At 72.2% G+C, this 15,584-nt stretch carries 15 protein-coding genes; 8 read left to right on the top strand and 7 right to left on the bottom strand.

Annotated elements, in window-relative coordinates; translation table 11 throughout:
* Positions 1–19 precede the first annotated feature (19 nt).
* Both ACIG3E_RS17895 and ACIG3E_RS17890 read left to right on the top strand, forming a co-directional pair.
* Positions 20–985 carry a DUF4097 family beta strand repeat-containing protein gene (locus tag ACIG3E_RS17895; protein WP_399616878.1) on the top strand — a complete coding sequence of 322 codons (966 nt, stop codon included), beginning with the start codon at positions 20–22 and terminating at the stop codon, positions 983–985.
* A gap of 1 nt (position 986) precedes the next feature.
* On the top strand, positions 987–2,195 hold the full coding sequence (locus ACIG3E_RS17890; RefSeq protein ID WP_399616875.1) for a helix-turn-helix transcriptional regulator: 1,209 nt from the start codon (positions 987–989) through the stop codon (positions 2,193–2,195).
* A 358-nt stretch (positions 2,196–2,553) separates the two neighbouring features.
* Here ACIG3E_RS17890 and ACIG3E_RS17885 read toward each other — a convergent pair whose 3' ends face one another.
* From ACIG3E_RS17885 to ACIG3E_RS17870, 4 genes are all read right to left on the bottom strand, one after another.
* Positions 2,554–3,108 (bottom strand): Clp protease N-terminal domain-containing protein, encoded by a 555-nt coding sequence (locus ACIG3E_RS17885; RefSeq protein ID WP_399616873.1) that lies wholly within the window; start codon positions 3,106–3,108, stop codon positions 2,554–2,556.
* A complete protein-coding gene (locus ACIG3E_RS17880; protein WP_030687611.1) occupies positions 3,108–3,317 on the bottom strand; it encodes a helix-turn-helix domain-containing protein in 210 nt (69 codons plus the stop codon). Before ACIG3E_RS17880 ends, ACIG3E_RS17885 begins: the two co-directional genes overlap by 1 nt.
* A gap of 82 nt (positions 3,318–3,399) precedes the next feature.
* Complete coding sequence (locus ACIG3E_RS17875; protein WP_138961753.1) at positions 3,400–4,362, bottom strand: zinc-binding dehydrogenase; 963 nt, start codon at positions 4,360–4,362, stop codon at positions 3,400–3,402.
* Positions 4,363–4,896: 534 nt separating this feature from the next.
* Positions 4,897–6,117 (bottom strand): NADP-dependent malic enzyme, encoded by a 1,221-nt coding sequence (locus ACIG3E_RS17870; RefSeq protein WP_399616868.1) that lies wholly within the window; start codon positions 6,115–6,117, stop codon positions 4,897–4,899.
* A gap of 586 nt (positions 6,118–6,703) precedes the next feature.
* Here ACIG3E_RS17870 and ACIG3E_RS17865 point away from each other — a divergent pair.
* The 3 genes from ACIG3E_RS17865 (at position 6,704) to ACIG3E_RS17855 (ending at position 9,699) form a co-directional block, all read left to right on the top strand.
* Positions 6,704–7,669, top strand: coding sequence for an ABC transporter substrate-binding protein (locus tag ACIG3E_RS17865; protein ID WP_399616865.1), 966 nt, complete (start codon positions 6,704–6,706; stop codon positions 7,667–7,669).
* Positions 7,670–7,993: 324 nt separating this feature from the next.
* On the top strand, positions 7,994–8,938 hold the full coding sequence (locus ACIG3E_RS17860) for an amino acid ABC transporter permease (RefSeq protein ID WP_138961750.1): 945 nt from the start codon (positions 7,994–7,996) through the stop codon (positions 8,936–8,938).
* Positions 8,938–9,699, top strand: a complete 762-nt coding sequence (locus ACIG3E_RS17855; RefSeq protein ID WP_399616862.1) for an amino acid ABC transporter ATP-binding protein — start codon at positions 8,938–8,940, stop codon at positions 9,697–9,699. The genes ACIG3E_RS17860 and ACIG3E_RS17855 overlap by 1 nt, the downstream gene beginning before the upstream one ends.
* A 99-nt stretch (positions 9,700–9,798) precedes the next feature.
* Here ACIG3E_RS17855 and ACIG3E_RS17850 read toward each other — a convergent pair whose 3' ends face one another.
* Entirely contained in the window at positions 9,799–10,572 is a 774-nt protein-coding gene (locus ACIG3E_RS17850; protein ID WP_399616859.1) for a class I SAM-dependent methyltransferase, read from the bottom strand.
* Positions 10,573–10,689: 117 nt separating this feature from the next.
* On the opposite strand from ACIG3E_RS17850, the gene ACIG3E_RS17845 reads away from it, so the two are divergent.
* On the top strand, positions 10,690–11,319 hold the full coding sequence (locus ACIG3E_RS17845; protein WP_399616857.1) for a CGNR zinc finger domain-containing protein: 630 nt from the start codon (positions 10,690–10,692) through the stop codon (positions 11,317–11,319).
* Here the strand turns inward: ACIG3E_RS17845 and sodX are convergent.
* Positions 11,223–11,684 carry a nickel-type superoxide dismutase maturation protease gene (sodX, locus tag ACIG3E_RS17840; RefSeq protein ID WP_138961747.1) on the bottom strand — a complete coding sequence of 154 codons (462 nt, stop codon included), beginning with the start codon at positions 11,682–11,684 and terminating at the stop codon, positions 11,223–11,225. The genes ACIG3E_RS17845 and sodX overlap by 97 nt on opposite strands.
* Before the next feature lie 143 nt (positions 11,685–11,827).
* Between sodX and sodN the strand changes: the two genes are divergently transcribed.
* Together sodN and ACIG3E_RS17830 are read left to right on the top strand one after the other, a co-directional pair.
* Complete coding sequence (sodN, locus tag ACIG3E_RS17835; protein WP_144320877.1) at positions 11,828–12,223, top strand: superoxide dismutase, Ni; 396 nt, start codon at positions 11,828–11,830, stop codon at positions 12,221–12,223.
* A 326-nt stretch (positions 12,224–12,549) separates the two neighbouring features.
* Positions 12,550–14,556 carry a GTP-binding protein gene (locus ACIG3E_RS17830; protein ID WP_399617793.1) on the top strand — a complete coding sequence of 669 codons (2,007 nt, stop codon included), beginning with the start codon at positions 12,550–12,552 and terminating at the stop codon, positions 14,554–14,556.
* Positions 14,557–14,593: 37 nt separating this feature from the next.
* On the opposite strand, the gene ACIG3E_RS17825 is transcribed toward ACIG3E_RS17830, so the two are convergent.
* Positions 14,594–15,520: a sigma-70 family RNA polymerase sigma factor gene (locus ACIG3E_RS17825; protein WP_399616852.1), complete on the bottom strand. Its 927-nt coding sequence runs from the start codon at positions 15,518–15,520 to the stop codon at positions 14,594–14,596.
* Positions 15,521–15,584 lie beyond the last annotated feature (64 nt).

Here is a 15,584-nt window from a genome sequence, read left to right as displayed (position 1 = left end):
CCCCAGGAGGTCAGTCACCATGCCGAAGTGGTCCGTCGATGAGCCCAGGAAGCTGACGTTCGACGCGCCGGTGAAGCGCCTGCGCGTCCGCGTCGTGAACGGCACGGTGAACGTGGTGGGCACGAGCGACGACACCGGAAGGCTTGAGGTGTCCGAGATCTCGGGTCCCCCACTCGTCGTGACGCACTCCGACGGCACCCTGTCCGTCGTGTACGAGGACCTGCCCTGGAAGGGCCTCCTGGGCTGGCTCACCCCCAAGGGCGCGCGCCGCAGCGCGGTGGTGTCGCTGGCCGTCCCGGCCGGGACCCAGGTCGAGGTGGGCGTGGTCGGCGCGGGCGCGGTGGTCACCGGGATCGAGGGCCGGGCGGAGGTGCGGAGCGTCTCGGGCGACTCCACCCTGGTCGGTCTGACCGGGCCGGTCCGGGCCGAGACGGTCTCGGGCGCCGTCGAGGCACAGGGCATCACCGGGGAGCTGCGGTTCAACTCGGTCTCGGGCGACCTGACGGTCGTCGACGGAGCAGGGTCCTCCGTTCGGGCCGAATCGGTGAGCGGCTCGATGATCCTGGATCTGGACCCGGTCGGCGGTCGTGCCGACGTCGGACTCAGCAGCGTCTCGGGTGAGATCGCCATCCGGCTGCCCCACCCGGGGCACGCGGACGTGGAGGCGGACACCACGAGCGGCTCGGTCTCCAGCGACTTCGAGGACCTCAGGATCACCGGCCACTGGGGCGCGAAGAAGATCACCGGCAGGCTCGGATCCGGCCGCGGCCAGCTCAAGGCGACGACGGTCTCCGGCTCGATCGCGCTTCTGCGCAGGCCGACGGTAGAGGAAGATCGGTACGAGACCGGCGAGCCCCCGCGGACTGCCGCCCCGACGGACGCCCCGCCCTCGGCTCCCCCGGCCGACGCCGGGCCCGAGACCCCGACCGGCACCCCGGAGGCGGACACCGCCGCCGACGCCCCGACCGACAAGAAGGTGCTCTGAGATGCCCCCCGTGTTCGCCCACGGCCGTCTGCGCCTGTATCTGCTCAAGCTCCTGGACGAGGCCCCGCGCCACGGCTATGAGGTGATCCGCCTCCTCGAAGAGCGCTTCCAGGGGCTGTACGCGCCATCGGCGGGCACCGTCTACCCCCGCCTGGCCAAGCTGGAGGCGGAGGGCCTGGTCACCCACACCACGGAGGGCGGCAGGAAGGTCTACTCGATCACGGACGCGGGCCGTGCCGAGCTCGCCAGCCGCAGCGGTGAGCTGGCCGATCTGGAGCTGGAGATCCGCGAGTCGGTCGCCGAGCTGGCCGCCGAGATCCGCGACGGCGTGCAGGGCGCGGCGGGCGAGCTGCGGCGCGAGATGCGGGCCGCGGCCCAGCAGGCCCGGACGGCGGGCAGGACCGGCGCGGGCCACTCGGGCCTCGGTGACCTCTTCGACGGCGCGTGGACGGACAGCGAGGGCTGGCGCCAGGCGAAGGAGGAGGTCCGCCGCGCCCGCCAGGAGTGGAAGGAGCAGGCGCGGCGCGCGAAGGACGAGAGCCGCCGGGCCCGCGAGGAGGCCCAGCGGGCCCGCCGCCAGGCCAAGGACGCACGGGAGCAGGCCCACGAGGAGGCGCGGGAGGAGTGGCAGCGCATGGCCCAGCGGGTGCAGGACCATGTGCAGGAGCACTTCGCGCGCGGCGACTGGCCCACCGGGGTGCGGGAAGGGCTCGCCGAGCTGGCCAAGGAGGTCGGCGACTTCGGCAGGGAGTTCGGCAAGGACTTCGTGGACTTCGGCTTCGGCGACCCGGAGGGCAAGCGCGCCAAGGCCCCCCGGCACGGCGAGGCCTCCGGCCAGGACACGGCGTCCGAGCCGGGCAGGGCCTCTGACACGAGCAAGGCCTCCGGGGCGGGCAAGGCCTCCGGCACGGCCACGGCATCAGGGCGAGAAGGGGCACCCGAGCAGGACGAGGCGTCCGCGCCGGGCCCCGTGTTCACGTCGCCGCAGGCCCAGGTGCCGGTGGAGTATCTGCCGGACTGGGCCCAGGAGGAGGCGACGGGCGCGGACCCCGCGCGCGACCTGGAGCGGCTCCTCGACCGCTTCCGCGACGACGTCCGAGACGCGGCCCGCGACCACGGGGTATCCCCGGACCAGCTCCGCGAGGCCCGCCGCCACCTCTCGGAAGCGGCGGCCCATGTCACGGCGATACTGCGGCTGCCCAAGCCCTGACGGGCGGCGGGCCCGGCCCGGGAGCGCCCGGGGCGCCCGGCGCACCCAGGCCACGCGGCGAACCGGGCCCGCCGAGTCCACACCCCTGGCCGCGCCACGGGCCCACGCTGCCGGGAGCGCTCGGCGGCACCCGAAGGCCGGGCCCGTCGAGCCCGCGCCCCGGACCACACCACCGGACCCACACCGCCGAGCCACGCCTCCGGCCCGCGCCGCCCGACCACACTGCCGAGCCTCCGGCCTGCGCCACCCGACCACACCACGGGGCCACCCTTGAGGACCCCGGCCCCCGGCCACACCACCGACCCACGCTCCAGGCCACGCCACCAACCCGCACCTCAGGACCGCGCCCCGCCCGCGCCTACGCCAGCACCCGGTCCAACGCCTCACGTGTCACGCCCCGGTCGCCGAGGACCTCCGCCACGATGCCGGGGCGGGTCGTCAGGGCGAGCAGGATGTGCTCGTCGCCGATGGTGCGCGCCCGGTTCGCGGTGGCGATCCGCAGGGCCCGCTCCAGGGTGTCCTTGGCATCCCGGGTGAAGCCGCGATGGCCGAGCCAGGCGCCGATCCCCTTGCGCGCCCGGCCCTCCCCGACGCTCGCGAGGACACCCGCCCCATGGGTCTCCTCGACCCGGGCGACGATCTCCTCGACGTCGATGCCGAGCCCGGCGAGCGCCTCGGTGTCCGCCTGGGTGAGACCGCCCCGGCGGCGGGCCTCGGCCAGCGCCTCGGCGATCTCCTTGCGCCGCCGGTCGGCCCCCAGCGCCGCCAGGGCGAAGGAGGCGCGGCTGCCCCGCCGGTCGAGCAGGGCCAACAGCAGATGGCTGTCGTCGATGGAATCGGCGCCCGTCCGCTCGGCGTGCTCGACCGCGCCGGTGACCACGGCCCGGGCACTTCTCGTGAATCGCTCGAACATCACTGCCTCCCGTACTTCTTGTGCACGGCCTGCCTGCTCACGCCGAGTTCGGCGGCGATCTCCTGCCACGACCAGCCCTGCTGGCGGGCGCTGCGCACCTGGACTGCCTCGAGCTGCTCCACGAGACGCCGCAGCGCGGTGACGGCACGCAGCCCGACCCGGGGATCGCGGTCGCCCGCGCGCTCGGCGAGATCCGTTGCTTCGGTCATGGATGTCAACGTAGGTTGACACCCCTCTTCGCGTCAACCCTGGTTGACATGAAGAGGGGTGGGCGGGGAGGCTCCGGGACGCTCAGACCGTCAGTACGATCTTGCCGAACTGGTCACCCGCCTCCAGGCGCGCGAAGCCCTCCCGGGCCCGGTCCAGCGGCAGGACCTCGTCGATGACGGGCCGCACGCCGGTGTTCGCGCAGAACGCGAGCAGGTCTTCGAGCTCGTCCTTCGTACCCATCGTGGAGCCGACGATGCGCAGCTCCAGGAAGAAGACCCGGGTCAGCTCGGCGTGCGAGGGGCGGTCGCCGCTGGTGGCGCCGGAGATCACCAGGGTGCCGCCGGGGCGGAGCGACTTGATCGAGTGCGACCAGGTGGCCGCGCCGACCGTCTCGATGACCGCGTCGACCCGCTGCGGCAGCCGCGCGCCCGCGGGCAGCGCCTCCACCGCGCCCAACTCCACGGCCCGCTTGCGCTTGGCCTCGTCGCGGCTGGTGGCGAAGACCTTGAGGCCCGCCGCCCGGCCGAGCACGATCGCGGCGGTCGCGACGCCGCCGCCCGCGCCCTGGACGAGGACCGAGTCGCCGGGACGTACGCCCGCGTTGGTGAACAGCATGCGGTAGGCGGTGAGCCAGGCCGTGGGCAGGCAGGCGGCCTCGGCGAAGGAGAGCCCCGCGGGCTTGGGCAGGACGTTCCAGGTGGGCACGGAGACCTGCTCGGCGAAGGTGCCCTGGTACTTCTCGGTGAGGATGGTGCGGCGCTCGTGCGGGCCGACGCCGTGGCCGGACTGGCCGATGACGGAGTGCAGGACGACGTCGTTGCCGTCCTCGTCGGTCCCGGCCGCGTCACAGCCGAGGATCATCGGGAGCTTGTCCTGATCGAGGCCGACCCCGCGCAGGGACCACAGGTCGTGGTGGTTGAGGGAGGCGGCCTTGACGTTCACGGTGGACCAGCCGGGGCGGGGCTCGGGGGCGGGTCGGTCACCCAGCTCAAGGCCGTTGAGGGGGTGCGTGGAGTCGATGCGGGCGGCGTAGGCAGCGAACATGGCGCCGACCGTAGTCCGGCCCCTGGACCTTGGGAACGGCCCACGGGTGTGACCCACACCGCGCCCACCCGGCCCCCACCCGGCCCGCGCCCCAGGCCCCACCGAGCCTCCGAAGCCCGCACCCCAGGCCCCCGCGCCCGGCCCCCTGTCCCCCGCCGCGCCTCCGGCCTCCGACCTCTGAGCCTTGGGAACGGCCCACGGGTGTGACCCACGGGTCTGACCCACGCCGCGCCCACCCGGCCCCCGGCCCCGCGCCTCCGGTCCCGGCCCCCGCGCCCGCACCCGGCCTCCGGCCCCCGCACCGCACCCTCCGGCCCCGCGCCCGAGGCCCCGGCTCCCCACTCCGCACCTCCAGCCCCCGCACCCAGGCCCCAAGCCGCCCGGGCCTCCGAAGCCCCCGGCCAAGCCTCCGTAGCCCGAAGCTCCCAGCCCAGGCCCCGAGCCCGGGCCACACCCCGCACAGGGCGCCGCGCCTGCGGCCCGCAGCCGGACAGCGCAAGGCCCCACCCCGCCCAGCGAGGTGGGGCCAAGGCGTCAGCGCCGGGCGACCCCTTCGGCCCGGGCCGCCGCGGCGACCGCCGCGGTGACCGCGGGGGCGACCCGCTCGTCGAACGGGGAGGGGATGACATACGCGGCGGAGAGCTCGTCCCCGACCACGTCGGCAAGCGCGTCGGCGGCCGCGATCTTCATGCCCTCGGTGATCCGGGAGGCCCGCACCTGGAGCGCGCCCGCGAAGATGCCGGGGAAGGCGAGGACGTTGTTGATCTGGTTCGGGTAGTCCGAACGGCCCGTCGCCACCACGGCGGCGTACTTGTGGGCGATGTCCGGGTGCACCTCGGGGTTCGGGTTGGCCATGGCGAACACGAACGAGTTCGGCGCCATCGAGGCCACCGCGGCCTCGGGGACCGTACCGCCGGAGACGCCGATGAACACGTCCGCACCGGCGAGCGCGCTCTCCAGGGAGCCGCTCAGGCCCGCCTTGTTCGTGAGCTCCGCGAGCTCCCGCTTGACCGGGGTGAGGTCGTCCCGGTCCCGGCTGACGATGCCCTTGCGGTCCGCGACCGCGACGTCGCCGAGCCCGGCTTCGAGGAGGAACTTCGCGATGGCGACGCCCGCCGCGCCCGCGCCCGAGATCACGGCGCGCAGGTCGCCGAGCGTCCGGTCGGTGAGCCGTGCCGCGTTGCGCAGCGCGGCGAGGGTGACGACCGCCGTGCCGTGCTGGTCGTCGTGGAAGACCGGGATGTCGAGCCGCTCCTGGAGGCGCCGCTCGATCTCGAAGCAGCGCGGCGCGGAGATGTCCTCCAGGTTCACCCCGCCGAAGGAGGGGGCGAGCCGCACCACGGTCTCGATGATCTCGTCCGTGTCGGTGGTGCCGAGGGCGATCGGCACGGCGTCGACGCCGCCGAACTGCTTGAAGAGGATGGCCTTGCCCTCCATCACCGGAAGGGAGGCCTCCGCCCCGATGTCCCCGAGGCCGAGCACGGCCGTGCCGTCGGTGACGACGGCGACGACGTTCGACTTCCAGGTGTAGTCGTGGACGAGCTCCGGCTGTTCCGCGATGGCGCTGCACACCTTCGCCACGCCGGGCGTGTACGCGAGGGACAGGTCGTCCTTGTTCCGCACCGGGACGGTTGCCTGCACGGCCATCTTGCCGCCGCGATGCAGGGCGAAGGCCGGATCGAAGGGCTCGTCGGCGCCTTCGTGACCGGTACTCGTACCGCTGTCGCTGCGAGGATTGACGATCTCCGCTGCCACTGTGTCTGACCCCTTAAGTGTTCATGGTTGAGGGTGGACCACTTCCTGGTGGAGAAGTGGGGCGGGAACCGCGTCCGCGCTGAGGCCCCGGGCCTCGCGGCCCGCGACCCTCCGCCTGTCGGCGAAGCGGTACGGGAGGTACGTAACGGACGCGTGGGCGCGCCGCACACGCGCCCTGGCCCCGGATGAGGGGTGTAACCGTCTTTTCTACCGGATGCCTCCCGCCGCCGACGAGCCATATCTGTCGCAGCCCCATGTGAACGGCGGGTTTCCGGCCCGGGACGGGCACGCGGAGGCCAGGGACTTATCCCGCTATGACGCAAAGGTCCGTTCGGCGGGTCCGCATAGCGAGATTGGGTGGTTATCCCGCGGTTGCCACCGCTTCGCCCCACCACGTCAATGAGCAAGGCGTACCGGCCCGTTGTGGTCGCCGGATCACCCGTTATCCGATTTTGACATCTCCGGCCCCCAGAATCGGACGGTCCGAATGGCAAGATGCACCATCACACGAGGTCGCGACGCCCGAAGGTGTGTGCACGACCCCATGTCAGACCCATGGCTACTCCCCATCCGCCGGAGGACCCCTATGACCGCAAGCACCACTTGTCGCACGACCGCCGCGAAGTCCGCGAAGTCCCGGATCGTCGCTGTCGGCGCGATCGCGGTCGCCGGCTCGCTGCTCCTGACGGGATGCGGCGACCAGCGGGACAACAAGAAGGGCGACGGCGGCAAGAAGGTCGTCGACGCGCCGCTGTCCGACATGCTGCCCGCGAGCATCCGCAACAAGGGCGTCATCAAGGTCGGCTCCGACATCGCCTACCCGCCGGTCGAGTTCAAGGACAAGAACGGCGACACGGTCGGCATCGACCCCGACATCGCCGAGGCCATGGGCAAGCAGCTCGGCGTGGAGTTCCAGTTCGACAACGGAACCTTCGACACGCTCCTCGGCGGTCTGCGCTCCAAGCGGTACGACATCGCGATGTCGGCGATGACGGACACCAAGAACCGCCAGGAGGGCGTCGACGAGGAGACCGGCAAGAAGGTCGGCAAGGGCGTCGACTTCGTCGACTACTTCATCGCGGGCGTCTCGATCTACACCAAGAAGGGCGAGGACCAGGGCATCAAGACCTGGTCCGACCTCTGCGGCAAGAAGATCGTGGTCCAGCGCGGCACCGTCTCGCACGACATGGCCAAGGCCGAGTCGAAGAAGTGCAAGGGCGGCAAGAAGATCTCCATCGAGTCCTTCGACAACGACCAGCAGGCCCAGACCCGGCTGCGCTCGGGCGGCGCGGACGCGGGCTCCTCGGACTTCCCGGTCGCGGCGTACGCGGTGAAGACCTCCGGCGGCGGCAAGGACTTCCAGCTCGTGGGCGAGCAGGTGGAAGCGGCCCCGTACGGCATCGCGATCTCCAAGGACAACACCAAGCTGCGCGACGCGATCAAGGCCGCGCTCGGCGCGATCATCGCGAACGGCCAGTACGAGAAGATCATCAAGGAGTGGGGCGTCGAGGCCGGCGCGGTCAAGGAAGCCAAGGTCAACGGCGGCAAGTGAGCGGCGCCTGACCGCCCGCCGCGGCCCGTCGACGGCCGCGGCCCCCGCGGCAGGCCCCCGTCGGGCCAGCGGCCACCGGTCGCCGGGCCCGAGCCACCGCAAGACCGACGGAAGCCGCCGGACGGCCGCAAGCGGGCCCCGGGGCCACCGGCACGCCGACGGCGCAGCCCGGCCTTCGGCGGCCGCGCTGCCGCCGAAGGCCCGCGCAGGGCCGAAGCCGCGGCAGGCCCGCGGCCACCGGAGGGCGGAAGCCGCCGGAGGCCCGCGGCAGGCACGCACCCTGCCGCACCCCTCGTCACACCTCGTCGCTGAAAGGCACCACCCGTGACAACGGACATCACCAAGTCGGGCTCGCCCGGCCCCAAGGACGAGCCGCCACGCTCCGCGCCGGAGGCCATCAAGGCCGTCCCGGTGCGGCACTACGGCCGCTACGTGGCGGGCGTGCTCGCCCTCGGCGTACTCGGCGCGATCATCTACGCCTTCTCCCAGGGCGACATCAACTGGGACGCCATCCCCGACAACTTCTTCGACGAGCGCATCCTCAAGGGTGTCCGCGAGACGCTGGTCCTCACGGTCCTCTCGATGCTCATCGGCGTCGTGGGCGGTGTGCTCCTGTCGGTGATGCGCCTGTCGAAGAACCCGGTGACCTCGTCGATCGCGTGGTTCTACATCTGGTTCTTCCGGGGCACGCCGGTCCTGGTCCAGCTCTTCGTCTGGTTCAACCTGGGCTTCGTCTTCGAGTACATCAACCTCGGGCCGATCTACCAGGACGAGTGGTCGGACTTCATGACGCCGTTCCTGACGGCGCTGCTGGGCCTCGGTCTGAACGAGGCCGCGTACATGGCGGAGATCTGCCGCGCCGGTCTGCTCTCGGTCGACGAGGGCCAGACGGAGGCCTCGCAGGCGCTCGGCATGAGCCACGGCAAGACGCTGCGGCGCATCATCATCCCGCAGGCGATGCGCGTGATCGTGCCGCCGACGGGCAACGAGGTCATCAACATGCTGAAGACGACCTCCCTCGTGGCGGCCGTCCAGTACTACGAGCTCCTGCGCTACGCCCAGGACATCGGCACCTCCTCGGGCGCCACGGTCGAGGCCCTGCTCCTCGCCGCCACCTGGTACCTGATCATGACGTCGATCCTCAGCGTCGGCCAGTTCTACCTGGAGCGGTACTACGCGCGCGGCTCCTCGCGCAGCCTGCCGGACACCCCCTGGCAGAAGATCAAGGCCAATATGGTTTCGCTGGGCAACCGCTCGGGAGTGCGCTGATGACCGCGATGGTGAAGGCCGAGAACGTCCACAAGTCGTTCGGCCACGTAGAGGTTCTCAAGGGCATCGACCTGGAGGTCAAGTCCGGCGAGGTGTTCTGCCTCATCGGCCCCTCCGGTTCCGGCAAGTCGACGTTCCTGCGCTGCATCAACCACCTGGAGAAGGTCAACGCCGGCCGTCTCTACGTCGACGGGGAGCTGGTCGGCTACCGGCAGAAGGGCGACAAGCTGTACGAGCTGAAGGACAGCGAAGTCGCCATGAAGCGCCGGGACATCGGCATGGTCTTCCAGCGCTTCAACCTCTTCCCGCACATGACGGCCCTGGAGAACGTCATGGAGGCGCCGATCCAGGTCAAGGGCCAGTCCAAGGCGGCGGCGCGGGAGCGCGCGGGGCAGCTCCTGGAGCGGGTCGGGCTCGCCGACAAGGCGAAGAACTACCCCTCGCAGCTGTCCGGCGGCCAGCAGCAGCGCGTGGCCATCGCCCGCGCCCTGGCGATGGACCCGAAGCTGATGCTGTTCGACGAGCCGACGTCGGCGCTCGACCCGGAGCTCGTCGGTGACGTGCTCGACGTGATGCGCGACCTCGCCGAGTCCGGCATGACGATGGTCGTCGTCACGCACGAGATGGGCTTCGCGCGCGAGGTCGGCGACAGCCTCGTCTTCATGGACGGCGGTGTGGTGGTCGAGTCCGGGAACCCGAGGGACGTCCTGACGGATCCGCAGCACGAGCGGACGAAGTCGTTCCTGTCGAAGGTGCTGTAGCCCTCGCGGGGTGCCGCAAGGGCCCTCGAAGCCGTGGAAGGGGCGGGTCCGGATCCTGGGGATCCGGCCCCGCCCCTTCCTGCCGAGCGCGCGAAGTCCCTACTTCAGCCCTAGGACCATCGCGTCCGACGGCGACGACCACACCGTGCGGGCCTCCGCGAAGCCCGCCTCGCGCAGGGTGCGGGCGTGCCACTCGGCGGGCGGGGTGTCGCCGTCCGCGTGCTCTCCGTAGATCTCGAAGCGCTTGGCGGTGGGCCCCGCGAGCACCGGGTCCTGCGCGGCGATCGCCCACCAGTCCGCCCAGTCGAGGGCGCCCGCGGCCCGGGCCGCGGCCTGGCGGGCGTGGCGCTGCTCGCGGTCGGCGGCGTTGAGACGCGGCGTCGTCGGGTCGGGCATGTGGTCGGCGTTGAGGAAGACGCCGCCGTCGCGGACGAGCCCGCCGAGCTGGTGGTACAGCGCGGCCAGCGGCTCGCTGAACAGCCAGTGCAGGGCGGTGGCGGTGAGCACGGCGTCGTAGGAGTCGTGCGGCAGCTGCGCGGCCCAGTCCGGGTCCTTCAGGTCCGCGGTCACGAAGGTGACCCGGTCGTCACCCGCGAAGGTGCCCTCGGCGATGGCGAGCAGGGCCGGGTCGAGGTCGACGCCGACGCTGGTGGCCCCGGGGAACCTGGCCAGGAGCCGGGCCGTGATGGTACCCGTGCCGCACGCGAGGTCCAGGACGCGCGGCTCGCGGCCGACCAGGGCCTCGACCATGTCGAGCATGACGCGGAACCGCTCCTCGCGGTCCGGCATGTACCACTCCTGCTGCCGGTCCCAGCTGTCCTGCCAGGCACGCCAGTCGGTTCCGAATCCCGTACCGCTAGCCGTTTCCGTCACCGGAAGCCCTCCGTCCCGTACTACCCTCGATTAACCTCGACAGGTAACACCCGCGATTGAATATCGACTGTTACCACGCCCGCAGACGAAGATAGCCCGCCCCGGTAAGGACTACAAGTGGAACTGGCCTATTACTCGGACTATGCCGTACGTCTGGTCAACACCGAGGAGCCGGCGCGCAACAAGGACACGCTGACGTCGGTCGAGGCGGTCCGCGAGCTGTTCGGAGCCAACCAGCAGGCGGCCCGGCGCGCCACGGACTCGGACGTGACGCGCTTCCGCTCGGTGCGGGCACGGCTCAGGTCGGTCTTCGAGGCGGCGGACGGCGGCGACGAGACCCTCGCCGTGGACCTGCTGAACTCCCTGCTCCTGGAGTTCCCGGTGAGCCCGCAGATCTCCGGCCACGACTACCGCGACGACGACGGCCGCCCGCTGTGGCACATGCACCTGGCCGACCACCCGTCCAACGTCACCGCCGGGTACGCGGCGATCGCGGCCATGGGCCTCGCCTTCCACCTCACCGAGCACGGCGTGGACCGGCTCGGCCTGTGCGAGGCGGCGCCGTGCCGCAACGCCTATCTGGACACCTCGACCAACCGCTCCCGGCGCTACTGCTCCGACCGCTGCGCGACTCGCGCGAACGTGGCGGCCTACCGCGCGCGCAAGCGCCTGGAGAGCGAGCGGTCGGCGAGCACGGGACGCACCGCGGAGAAGGTCCAGGAGACCAGCGCCGTCAGCGAGAGCTGACGCCGCCCCAGGGCCTCACGCTCCTCGCGGAACCTGCCGAGCGGCCGGAAGCGCCCCCGCACCCGGGCGAGCACCAGGTCCTCGGGCACCACTCCGTAGACGTTGCTGTCGCCGCCGGTGTTGTACGGGTTGTCGCCGAGCACCCACCAGCCGCCGTCCCGCCGCTCGACCGCGCGCTTGACCACCAACAGGTCCTGTTGCAGCGGATGCCGCAGGATCACCACGTCGCCGGGCCGCACCCGCGCGCCGTGCTGCACCAGCATCCAGTCCCCCGGATTCAGCGTGGGCACCATCGACGGTCCGTCGACCTCGATCAACTGGAACGGCACGCGTGTCTCCCGCCCGTCTGCCGTCATTTCCGGCATCAGACAACCTCCCGGTCCCATCCTCCACCAGTTCCAGTGTGACCCTGGACTTTTGTCCTAAGCCCATGGGGGCACTCGCGAAAACGCGTCTCTCACGGAGTAATGTCCCACCTGAGAAGACGATCACGAGGAAGGACAGCTGAATGCTTTCCCGCCTGTTTGCCCCCAAGGTCAAGGCCAGCGCCCACTGTGACCTGCCTTGCGGCGTGTACGACCCCGCCCAGGCCCGCATCGAGGCGGAGTCGGTCAAGGCCGTGCAGGAGAAGATGGCCGCGAACGACGACCCGCACTTCCAGGCCCGTGCCACGGTCATCAAGGAGCAGCGCGCCGAGCTCGCCAAGCACCACGTCTCGGTGCTGTGGAGCGACTACTTCAAGCCGCCGCACTTCGAGAAGTACCCGCAGCTGCACGTGCTGGTCAACGACACCCTGAAGGCCCTGTCGGCCGCCAAGGGGTCCACGGACCCGAAGACCGGCGAGAAGGCCCTTGAGCTCATCGCCGAGATCGACCGCATCTTCTGGGAGACCAAGAAGGCCTGATCCCAGGGCGGTTCACACGGTGGAGGGGCCCGGCCGGAGCGATCCGGCCGGGCCCCTTCGCCATGCCTCCGCCCTGCCGTGGCCCGGCTGCCCAGCGCCTCGGTGACCCGATCGGCGGCACGCTCGGCTCCCCCTTCAACGGCCCGGTCCGCGGCCGCGGAAATCGGTTGCCCTCTCGTCGCGCCCCCTGCTGCACTGGTCGTGTCCCGTCCGTACCTCCCCGACCAGGAGACCCCAGATGCGCCAGACGTCCATGTCCCACCGGAAAGGAATCGCCCCCCATCACGAGGACATGACGCCCTGTGCCATCGCACACCCCTTCACCCATCCTGAACTTGGGCATCCTGGCGCACGTAGACGCCGGTAAGACCAGCCTGACCGAGCGGCTCCTGCACGCCGCCGGTGTCGTCGACGAGCTCGGCAGCGTCGACGACGGCAGCACGCTCACCGACTCGCTCGCCCTGGAGCGGCGGCGCGGGATCACCATCAAGTCCGCCGTCGTGTCGTTCGCGCTCGACGACGTCACGGTCAACCTCATCGATACGCCCGGCCACCCCGATTTCATCGCCGAGGTGGAGCGCGTCCTGAGCGTGCTCGACGGCGCGGTGCTCGTGGTGTCGGCCGTCGAAGGCGTCCAGGCGCAGACCCGCGTGCTCATGCGCACGCTGCGGCGGCTCGCCCTCCCCACGCTCGTCTTCGTCAACAAGGTCGACCGCCGGGGCGCCGACATCGAGCGCGTACTCGCCGAGATCGGCCGGAAACTGACCCCGGCCGCCGTCGCCCTGGGCACGGTGCGCTCCCCCGGCACGCGGGGCGCGCGCGCCGTCCGGCACGCGCCCGAGGACGCCTGCTTCCGCGCCCGCCTCGCCGAGGCGCTCGCCGAGCGCGACGACGCGCTGCTCGCCGCCTACGTCGCGGACGACCACGCCGCCCTCACGTACGCGCGCCTGCGCGCGGCCCTGGCGGAGCAGACGCGGCGGGCCGAGGCGCACCCGGTGCTCTTCGGCTCGGCCATCACGGGCACCGGCCTCGACGCGCTGACCGACGCCGTCAAGGAACTGCTGCCCCGGGCCACCGGCAGCCCCGAGGGGCCGCTCGCGGGCACCGTCTTCAAGGTCGAGCGCGGCGCCGCTGGCGAGAAGGTGGCGTACGCGCGCCTGTACTCCGGCACGCTGCGGGTGCGCGACCGGGTGCCCTTCGGGGGCCGCGCGGAGCCCGGCAAGGTCACCGCGGTCGGCGTCTTCGAGCAGGGCGCGGCCGTGCGCCGCGAGGCCGCCGTCGCCGGGCAGATCGCCCGGGTGTGGGGGCTCGGCGACGTACGGATCGGGGACGTGCTCGGTGAGGTGCGCGCCGTACCGGAACGGCACGCGCCGCGGCGGCACTTCGCGCCGCCCACCCTCGAAACCGTCGTCGAGCCGCGCCGCCCGGGCGACAGGGGCGCGCTGCACGCCGCGCTCACCCGGCTCGCCGAGCAGGACCCGCTGATCGGCCTGCGCCAGGACCCGCTGCGCCAGGAGGTCTCCGTATCGCTGTACGGCGAGGTCCAGAAGGAGGTCATCGAGGCCACGCTCGCCGAGGAGTTCGGCGTCGGCGTCGGCTTCCGCGCGACCACGGCGCTGTGCGTGGAGCGGGTCGTCGGGACCGGCGCGCACGTCGAGGTCATCGACACGCACCCCAACCCGTTCCTCGCCACGGTGGGGCTGCGCGTGGAGCCCGCGCCGCCGGGGTCCGGGGTGGCGTTCCGGCTCGGCGTCGAGCTGGGCTCGATGCCGTACGCGTTCTTCGCGGCGGTCGAGGAGACCGTGCGGGAGACGCTGCGGCAGGGCCTGCACGGCTGGGAGGTCCCCGACTGCCTCGTCACCCTGACGCGCTCCGGGTACTGGCCGCGCCAGAGCCACGCGCACGCGGTCTTCGACAAGAGCATGTCGAGCACGGCCGGGGACTTCCGCCGACTGACGCCGCTCGTCCTCATGGCCGCGCTGCGGGCGGCGGGCACGCGGGTGTACGAGCCGGTGCACCGGTTCCGCCTCACCGTGCCCGCCGATGTGTTCGGCGCCCTGCTGCCCGTGCTCGGGCGGATCGGCGCGGTGCCGCACGCCCCGGAGGTGCACGGCTCGGCGTACGTACTCGACGGCGTGGTCCCGGCCGCGCGCGTGCACGAGCTGGAGCAGCTCCTGCCCGGACTCACGCGCGGCGAGGGCGAGATGGAGTCCGCCTTCGCGCGCTACGAGCCGGTGCGCGGGGTGCCGCCGGAGCGCCCGCGCACGGACCGCAACCCCCTGGACCGGAAGGAGTACGTCCAGCGGGTCACGCGGCGCACCCAGGTGGGCTGACGCCGTCCCCCGGGGCCGGGGGGGGGGACGGCTCCCGTCAGTCCGTGGCCTCCCCGGTGACGGCCGTGACCGTGGCGGGGTCCAGGAGGGCGGCGAGGCGGTCGTGGTCCGCCAGGATGTTGATCTCGACGATCCGGCCGTCGCGGACGGTGAACTCGCCGACGGAGAACGGCTTGCCGTCCACCACCGACATCTGCCCCACCCTGCCGTTGACGAGCACCAGGTGCGTGGCGAGCGCGACGGTGGCGAACGAACGCGCCCCCGCCACCACCGCCTGGGCGCCCCGCACCAGGCGGGAGAGGCCCGCGACCTCGCCGCCGTCGGCCCGCAGCACCACGTCCGGGTCCAGGAGTTCGAGCAGCGCGTCGAAGTCGCCGCCGCGCGCCGCCGCGAGGAACGCCTCGACGACCTCGCGCTGCTTGGCCCGGTCCGGGTCCGGCACCGGCGCCGCGTCGCGCACCCGGCGGCGGGCCCGGCTCGCCAGCTGCCGGGTCGCGGCCGGGGCCCGCTCCACGATGGGCGCGATGTCCTCGAACGGCACGGCGAACATGTCGTGCAGCACGAACGCCAGGCGCTCGGCCGGGCTGAGCGTGTCAAGGACGACAAGCAGCGCGAGCCCGACCGAGTCGGTGAGCAGCGCCTCCTCTTCGGGGTCGACCGTCTCGCGGCGCCCCGGCAGCGCGCTGACCTGTGGGTCCGGCACATAGGTGTCGGGCACGTCGAGCGACTGCTCACCGCGCTGCTGGCGGGCGCGCAACAGGTCCAGGCAGACGCGGCCCACGACGGTCGTCAGCCAGCCGCCCAGGTTCTGCACGGCGTCGCTGTCGGTGCGGCTGAGCTTGAGCCAGGCCTCCTGGACGGCGTCCTCGGCCTCGCTCAGGGAGCCCAGCATGCGGTACGCGACCGCCTTCAGGTGGGGCCGGTGCTCCTCGAAGCGCTCCGCAAGGAGATCTCTTCCGTCCATCTGTCACATTCCTTCGTCGCGATCCGTCAAAGCAGTGACACACCGAGAACGGCGGTGCGTCACC

This window comes from Streptomyces sp. NPDC053474 (genome assembly GCF_044544845.1).
GTDB lineage: Bacteria > Actinomycetota > Actinomycetes > Streptomycetales > Streptomycetaceae > Streptomyces.
Note: the sequence above shows the minus strand (reverse complement) of the source record. Positions and strands in the feature narration are given on the sequence as shown.